Here is a 7,925-nt window from a genome sequence, read left to right as displayed (position 1 = left end):
TATCGCCATCGTAGCGTTTCATTCGAATATTTTGCCTATTCAGCTGTTCTTTACTGTGCAGGGTTCATTGACCCGGGTACCGTATCCCCCGCTCGTTGAAGCGATGCTGCTCGAGCTGATCTTTGAATTGCTGAGGGAGGCAGGACTCCGGCTGCCAAGCCGAGTAGGGCAAACGATCGGCATTGTCGGGGGTCTGGTCATCGGCGATGCGATCGTCAAGGCGGGTTTCGTGTCGTATACGATGATTATCGTTGTGGCTTTGACCGCGATCTCGTCGTTTTTAATACCATCCAATGAAATGAGCTCGGCGATCCGGATATTGCGGTTTCCGCTGATGATATGCGCATCCATTTTCGGATTCATCGGCATTGCTTTCGGACTGACGATCCTGTTCATTCATCTGTGCAAGCTGGAGTCGTTCGGGAAGCCTTACCTGTCGCCGCTGGCCCCATTGAAATTCAAGGGCTTCAAGGATGCATTCCTTCGGTTTCCGATCTGGACGATCCGCGGCAAGCATGGCGAGAAAAAGCATAACTAACATCGTTTGACACGGATCCGGGAGGGAGGGCCAAGGTGGAACAGGCTGAGAAAAAGATGTCCCCGAAACAGCTGTTTTTGTTCATTATCCAAGCCCAAATCGGAGTCGGGGTACTTTCGATTCCCTATGACCTTAGTAAGACGGCAAAAGGCGGCGGGGGCATATCGGTTGTGATCGCCGGAGTGATTACCCAAATCGTCATTTTGATGATGTGGACTCTTCTGCGTAAGTTTCCCGGGATGAACCTTTTTCAAATCTGTATCCGGCTTGCCGGACCGGTTATCGGCAGGATCCTGATCGCATGCTACGTCGGATATTTTATTTTGCTGGGCAGCAATGTTTTGCTCAATGCCTACATGATGCTCCAGCGCTGGATTCTGCAGTCCAGCCCCAAGTGGGTGGTCCTGCTCCTGTTCTGTATCATGACTTATTATCTGGCTAAGGAAAAGCTGACCGTATTGGCCCGATTTTATAGCCTTTCGTCCATGCTGTTCATCCCATTGATCATTTTTGTCAGCTATGGCTTAACGCAGGCACGGATTGAATATATGCTCCCGTTAACCGAAGCAGGCCTGATCAACATCCTGAAAGGAACCAAAGACACGACCATCTCGATGTATGGGTTCGAAATGTTCATGATCATCTTTCCGTTCATTGATGCATCTGACGCCAAGAAATTGAAAATGATCAGCTTGTCCAATCTGTTCGTTACGCTGTTCTACGTGTTTGTCGTGTGCACCTGTCTCATGGTGTTCAACCAGACGCAGCTGGTGATGATCCCGGAACCTGTCATATATTTGGTCAAATCGCTGAATTTCTATATCATCGACCGAGCGGACATTCTGTTCCTGTCGATTTGGTCGATTACCTTGGTATGTTCCATCACCAGCTACTTTTATGCGGCTGCCGATGGGCTTGCAGTCGTGTTTAACAAAAAGGTCCACCAAATGTTTGACCCCTTTGTTAGTTTAGCCTTTTTTTAATTGCTCTTCTGCCGACCACACCGATGGCGATCGACCGGATTAACAAGATTTCCGAATATGCTGCGTACGTGTTCATTGCGGGCATTCCCTTCCTGCTAATGCTGTTCTCATTATTTGTCAAAAAGAAAGCGGGTGGAGCCGTATGAAACGATGCCGCGTGGTACTTTGCTGTGCAATGCTGGGTCTGTGCACGGCGCTGCTGACCGGATGCTGGGACCGCGAATATTTGAAAGACTTGAATTTGGCCTACAGCGCAGGTTTTGATCTGACCAAGGATCATAAGATCAAGGAAACCGTTGAGCTAATCATTCCCCCGAAAACGGAACAGAGCGCCACGACAAATGAAATCCATTCGGCTGTGGGTTTGTCAACACGCGGGGCGAGCAACATCCTCCGGGCTCGCGTAAGAGGGAATATGCGGGTGATCAAGAACAGCGTGCAGCTGATCGGCAGATCTTTGGCCGAAGAAGGGATCAAGGCACCCATGGACGTCAATTTCAGGGACCCTAAGAACCCTTCTTCCGACGTCCGCTTGATCGTGACGGAGAATGACGCCTCAGAGATTATCGGTAGGAAAAAAGTAGGAGAGCTGCAAATCGGCGAATTCCTGTCGCAGAAAATCAGCAGCTTGGAGAAAATGAGCCTGTTCTACCCGCCGGAGACCGTGAATACGGTTTTCCGTTCTTTGACGGATCCAGGCCAGGATTTCGCTCTGCCCTACATCGGGGTACAAGGCTCCGAGATCGTAGCCAAAGGTGTCGCCTTGTTCCACGATCAGAGCTATAGCGGATCGTTAGGCAAGGATCAGTCGATCATGCTGGTCCTGATGAAAGGAAAGTCGGGAGGCAATGCCCGATTTACCAAGACCGTGAATCTGGATACAACCAAGCCGATTCGCGGATCGATCAGCTACAACGTCGGCAATAAGAAGAGGAAGCGTGAGTTTCACGTAAGCGTCACCCGGAACGGCGATGTTCACGTAACGCTGAGCCTCAAGCTTCAGGCGGTCATCGAGGAATTCACCGGACCCCAGCTGCTGGATGACAATGCTGTGAAGCGGGTGAACCGGGAGCTGTCGTCCATCATGACTCAGGAAGCCAGGGAGGTCGTACGGGAGCTGCAGCAGGCGAACTGTGATATTTTTGGGGTGGGCCGGCAGCTGATTGCCTATCATCCCAAACTGTGGAAGCGGATCGATTGGAACAAGGAGTACCGTAACGTGCAGTTTCATACCCAGGTTCACGTGTCCATAATCGATACCGGCGTCATACAATAACACTGATGTCCATGCCGAACGGGGTGCGGTATGGAGCGATGTTTTGCGGTCTGGCCGTTTGCGGCCGGCCGCTTTTTTTGGTTTTCCAATTCGCTGGAAATAGAATGTTAACTTGCGGAAACTCATATATATGTCATGGAAACCGTTATCTGATGACCTGAGACAAAGCAGCGTTTAGAGGCAATCGTATAGCGAGCGGCAAAAAAATGTGGTATTAAATAACAAAAAAGGGTTTGCAAAGGTCCGGTGCGGTGTTATAATCCGATCAAGGAAAGCGGTTACCCTAAATGATTCATTGAAATGATATCGTGAGAACAAGGTGGAATGTCCATGAGTAAACAACTGAATATCGGCGTGATCGGAGCAGGGAGGATCGGCAGGTTGCATACCGAAAATCTGCTCAAGCATCCTCAGGTTAAAGTGAAAGCGATTGCAGACCTGCAGATCGATCATGCCAGGGCATGGGCCAATGGGCTGGGGATTCCTTTGCTGACCCAGGATGCCGGACAGATCATCAGTGATCCGGGTATCGATGCCGTTTTTATTTGCACGTCGACCAATACCCATATTGACATGATCGAGCGCTCCGCCAAGGCGGGCAAGCACATTTTCTGCGAAAAGCCGATCTCCTTCGATGTCCGGGGAACCCGCCTTGCGCTGCAAGCCGCTTCCGACAGCGGCGTCAAATTTCAGCTTGGCTTCAACCGCAGATTTGACCCGAATTTCCGCAGAGTCAGGGAGATCGTCGCTTCCGGCCAGATTGGAGATCCCCATCTGATCAAGATCACTTCGCGCGACCCCAGCCCCCCTCCGCATGACTACATCAAGGTATCCGGCGGGCTGTTTATGGACATGGCGATTCACGATTTTGACATGGCCAACTCGAGGCAGGCTGCGTACGGGTATGATCAGCGCGTTGAAGTGTTCGGCTCGCTGGGCCAGGTCAATGTGCTGAACGATTTTCCGAACTCGGCGGAAGTCAGCACAGCCGGGGGCGTGTACCGGGATAAGCCGAAGCATTTTTTCCTGGAACGTTATGAAGCGGCGTATCGGCTTGAAATCGAGAGCTTTATCAAAGCGATCGTGAACAATGAGGACGTACCTGTCAGCGGAGAGGACGGGTATCAGGCGGAGCTGCTGGCGGATGCGGCCAGGAAGTCATGGCTGGAGAAGAGACCCGTCAGCTTGTCCGAGTATTCGATGTCTACATCATGAGGTTTTTGTTTGTCTTTAGGGTAAGCGATTAACCTAATGAAGTATTTTGCGAAAGGATGGTTATGAATGGGCGTACTTCGATTAACGATGGCTCAGGCCTTGCTCCGCTTCCTGGACCAGCAGTATGTGCAGCTGGACGGAAAGGAGCACAAGTTCGTTAAGGGAGTCATGGGCATTTTCGGTCACGGCAACGTTCTGGGCATCGGCGAAGCATTGGAGCGGGAGCCGGGCAGCCTCAGATTCATCCAGGGAAAAAATGAGCAGGGCATGACGCATGCCGCCGTTGCGTACGCGAAGCAGAAGAACCGGCTGGAAATCTTCGCCTGTACTTCCTCCATTGGCCCGGGGGCGCTGAATATGGTCACGGCCGCCGCGACGGCGACGGTCAACCGGATACCCGTGCTGCTGCTTCCAGGCGATATTTTCGCCTGCCGGCAGCCGGATCCGGTCCTGCAGCAGCTGGAGCATCCGATGGATTATACCGTGTCCGTCAACGATGCCTTCAAACCGGTCAGCCGGTACTGGGACCGGATTACGCGTCCCGAACAGCTGATGAGCTCGATGATCCAGGCGATGCGCGTACTGACTGACCCTGCCGAAACCGGCGCGGTCACCATCTGCCTGCCGCAGGACGTACAGACAGAGGCGTACGATTATCCTGAGGATTTTTTCCGGAAAAGGGTGCATTACCTTGACCGCAAGCCGGCTAGCCAGGCAGCGATCGAGCGGGCGACGGAGCTGATATCGCGCAAGCAAAAGCCGATCCTGATCGCCGGCGGCGGCGTTCATTATTCCTTGGCCTATGAAGAGCTGCGGCAGTTCGCGGAAGCGTTCGGCATTCCCGTGGCCGAGACCCAGGCGGGGAAGAGCGCAATCCCATGGGACCATCCGCTGAATATGGGAGCGATCGGCGCGACCGGATCCCTTGCTGCGAACCGGCTTGCCAGAGAAGCGGATGCCGTCATTTGCGTGGGAACTCGGCTGGGTGATTTTCCGACCGCGTCCAAAACCGCTTTTACGAGTCCCGAAGCAGAATTCATTCATATCAATGTGAGCGGTTTTGACGCGTCGAAGCTGAATGCGTGCCAGGTGGTGGCAGATGCTGGAGCGGGGTTAAAAGAATTAACCTCCGCACTTCAGGCAAGGAGCTACAAGTCTGCTCATAACGGACCAGAGCTTGCCAAACTGAAAGCCGAATGGACCCGGGAGGTCGACAGGCTGTACGGCTTGGAGTCGGAAGAAGGCTTGGCGCAAACCCGCGTGCTCGGTGAGCTGAACCGTTCCATGGCAAACGAAGTGATCGTAGCGGCGTCCGGGAGTCTTCCCGGCGATTTACACCGGCTGTGGAGATCGGAAGCGCCCAAGTCCTATCACATGGAATACGGCTTTTCCTGTATGGGGTACGAAATTGCCGGGGCCTTCGGCGTGAAGCTCGCCGAGCCGGACAAGGAAGTCTATGCGCTCGTCGGCGACGGAAGCTACCTCATGCTTCATTCCGAGATTTTAACCAGCATCCAGGAAGGTGTAAAGGTGAACGTGATCTTGCTGGACAATCACGGATACCAGTGCATACACAGCCTGCAGCGTGAAAACGGGAGCGACGGCTTCGGCAACGAATTCCGTCTGCGCAGCCCGGAAACGGGGCGCCTGACGGGGGACTACGTGCCGGTCGACTATGCGGCCCATGCGCGAAGCATGGGAATCAAGGCATTTTCCGCCACCAGTGTGGATGAGCTGAAGGAAGCCCTCCGGCAGGCCGGGGAGGAGAAGGGCTCTACCCTGATCGAAATCAAGGTGCTGCCGGGCACCCAGTCGGGCGGATACGAATCCTGGTGGAGGGTGGATGTTCCGGAAGTGTCGACCAGCGATAAGGTGCGGGCCGCGAGGGAAACGATGAACGAACATGTGCAGCAGGCGCTGAAAATCTAAGTCCAAAGGGAGGATACACGAAGATGACGGATATCCGATCGATTAAATTGGGCATTTCACCGATCAATTGGGTTAATGAAGATGTGCTTGAACTGGGCGATCATTATACGTTCGACGACTTGATGCGGGATTTCACGCAGCTGGGGTTCACCGGAACGGAAAACAGCCGGAAATTCCCGAAAGACGCCGCCGTTCTCAAGAAGGCATTGGCTGAGCATGGACTCCAGATGGCTTCTCAGTGGAAGGGCGTCTTGTTCTCCGAGCCGCGCCGCAGGGCGTCCGAGCTGGAATCGTACCGGCAGCATGTTGAATTTTTAAAGTCGATGGGCAGCCGCCATGTCGTCACCTGCGAGCTTGGGGGTTCGATCATCGGCGACCCGAGAAGACCAAAAGGTGTGCAGGACGTGCATCCCCTGACGGACGAGGAATGGAACCACATGGTCGAAGGGCTGCATCAGGCCGGGGAAATCTGCAAACGAAACGGAATGAAGCTCGTCTACCACTATCACATTGGAACTGTGGTCGAACGGCCGGACGAAATTCAAAGGCTGATGGAGACGACGGATCCCGAGCTGGTTCATTTGCTGCTGGATACGGGGCATGCCTATTACGGCGGATCCGACCCGCTGGAGCTGTATGAACGCTATGCGGATCGCATTGCCTACGTTCATTTGAAGGATGTCCGGAAGGATGTGCTGGAGCGGGTGAAAAGGGAGGGGATCCCTTTTCAGCAAGCGGTAATCCAGGGCGTGTTTACCGTACCTGGCGACGGATGCATCGACTTTGCGCCGATTTTTCCGCAGCTTCGTACGGCATGGTTATGACGACTGGATGATTCTGGAGGCGGAGCAGGATCCCGGCCAAGCGAATCCTTACGAATATGCCAGCAAGTCCAAGCAATATCTCGCTCAAATTGTTCAGGAATTAAACGCCTGAAAGGAGGAAGGAACATGTCCAAGCTAATCGTTCCCGGCGGACAGCCGGACGAGAACGGCAGATTGCTCAGCATCACGCCCGAATCGGCAGGGTGGGAGTACGTAGGTTTTGAAGCGTACCGGCTGGAACCCGGTCAAACGATCGAGCAGGAGACGGGAGACCGTGAAGTCTGCCTCGTGCTGCTCAGCGGGCTGGCGAATGTGGAAGCAGGCGGACAAAGCTATGAGCGGATCGGCCGCCGGATGAGCGTGTTTGAGCCGCTTGCCCCTTATGCGGTATACATTCCTGCGCACGACCGTTTCCGGCTGGAAGCCGTTACCTTAACGGAGGTGGCCGTGTGCAGCGCTCCCGGCCAAGGGCGGCTCGAAGCAAGGCTCATCCCGCCTGAGAAGATCGGGGTGGAGCAGCGGGGCTCCGGTTATACGGAGCGGACCGTCCGCAATATTTTGCCGGAGCAGGAGGAAGCGGAAAGTCTGCTCGTCGTGGAAGTCTTTACGCCGGCCGGGCACTGGTCCAGCTATCCTCCGCATAAGCATGACCAACTCGATCTCCCGCATGAGTCTCTGCTGGAAGAAACCTATTATCACAAGGTGTCCCCAGGTCAGGGGTTTGCCCTGCAGCGCGTATATATACTGACGACCTGTCGCTGAATGAAACGCTGGCCGTGAAGAGCGGAGATGCCGTCCTCGTTCCCCGCGGTTACCATCCGGTATCGGCGCCTCCCGGGTACGATGTGTATTACCTTAACGTCATGGCCGGGCCGGTGCGCACCTGGAAGTTCCATAACGACCCTCAGCATGAATGGCTGATGACCCCTGGACAGGAGGTGCCTAAGCGTTGACCACGATTTCATTTCCAGACCATCGTTCCCTGGACTTTATCGGGCTGGGCCGGCTGTGCATCGATCTGAACGCCAACGAAATCCATCGCCCGATGGAGGACACGGTCACCTTTACTAAATATGTCGGCGGCTCCCCGGCCAACATAACGATCGCCATGGCGAAGCTGGGGCTGCGAACCGGTTTCATCGGCAGGGTGTCCGACGACG

Annotated in this window: 6 protein-coding genes and 2 pseudogenes; all 8 read left to right on the top strand. The window is 54.3% G+C overall.

The window, feature by feature from the left end; genetic code table 11:
• Nucleotides 1-538: pseudogene (locus CPT76_RS12995) on the top strand (spore germination protein); the annotation flags it as partial.
• Between the two features lie 35 nt (nt 539-573).
• Nucleotides 574-1,521 carry a GerAB/ArcD/ProY family transporter gene (locus CPT76_RS12990; RefSeq protein WP_105443219.1) on the top strand — a complete coding sequence of 316 codons (948 nt, stop codon included), beginning with the start codon at nt 574-576 and terminating at the stop codon, nt 1,519-1,521.
• A 142-nt stretch (nt 1,522-1,663) separates the two neighbouring features.
• Nucleotides 1,664-2,797 carry a Ger(x)C family spore germination protein gene (locus CPT76_RS12985; RefSeq protein ID WP_105443218.1) on the top strand — a complete coding sequence of 378 codons (1,134 nt, stop codon included), beginning with the start codon at nt 1,664-1,666 and terminating at the stop codon, nt 2,795-2,797.
• A gap of 330 nt (nt 2,798-3,127) precedes the next feature.
• Complete coding sequence (locus CPT76_RS12980; RefSeq protein ID WP_105443217.1) at nt 3,128-4,012, top strand: inositol 2-dehydrogenase; 885 nt, start codon at nt 3,128-3,130, stop codon at nt 4,010-4,012.
• A 66-nt stretch (nt 4,013-4,078) separates the two neighbouring features.
• Nucleotides 4,079-5,941: a 3D-(3,5/4)-trihydroxycyclohexane-1,2-dione acylhydrolase (decyclizing) gene (iolD, locus tag CPT76_RS12975; protein WP_105443216.1), complete on the top strand. Its 1,863-nt coding sequence runs from the start codon at nt 4,079-4,081 to the stop codon at nt 5,939-5,941.
• 23 nt (nt 5,942-5,964) lie between these two features.
• Nucleotides 5,965-6,765, top strand: coding sequence for a myo-inosose-2 dehydratase (iolE, locus tag CPT76_RS12970; RefSeq protein WP_308737575.1), 801 nt, complete (start codon nt 5,965-5,967; stop codon nt 6,763-6,765).
• Nucleotides 6,766-6,891: 126 nt separating this feature from the next.
• A pseudogene (gene iolB, locus CPT76_RS12965) lies at nt 6,892-7,718 on the top strand (5-deoxy-glucuronate isomerase).
• Nucleotides 7,715-7,925: PfkB family carbohydrate kinase (locus CPT76_RS12960; protein ID WP_258168371.1), on the top strand; the 211-nt coding region annotated here is incomplete at its 3' end. The pseudogene iolB and the gene CPT76_RS12960, both read left to right, overlap by 4 nt.

The organism is Paenibacillus sp. AR247 (genome assembly GCF_002968895.1).
Classification (GTDB): Bacteria; Bacillota; Bacilli; order Paenibacillales; family Paenibacillaceae; genus Paenibacillus_AQ; species Paenibacillus_AQ favisporus.
This window is presented reverse-complemented; position numbering and strand designations above follow the sequence as displayed.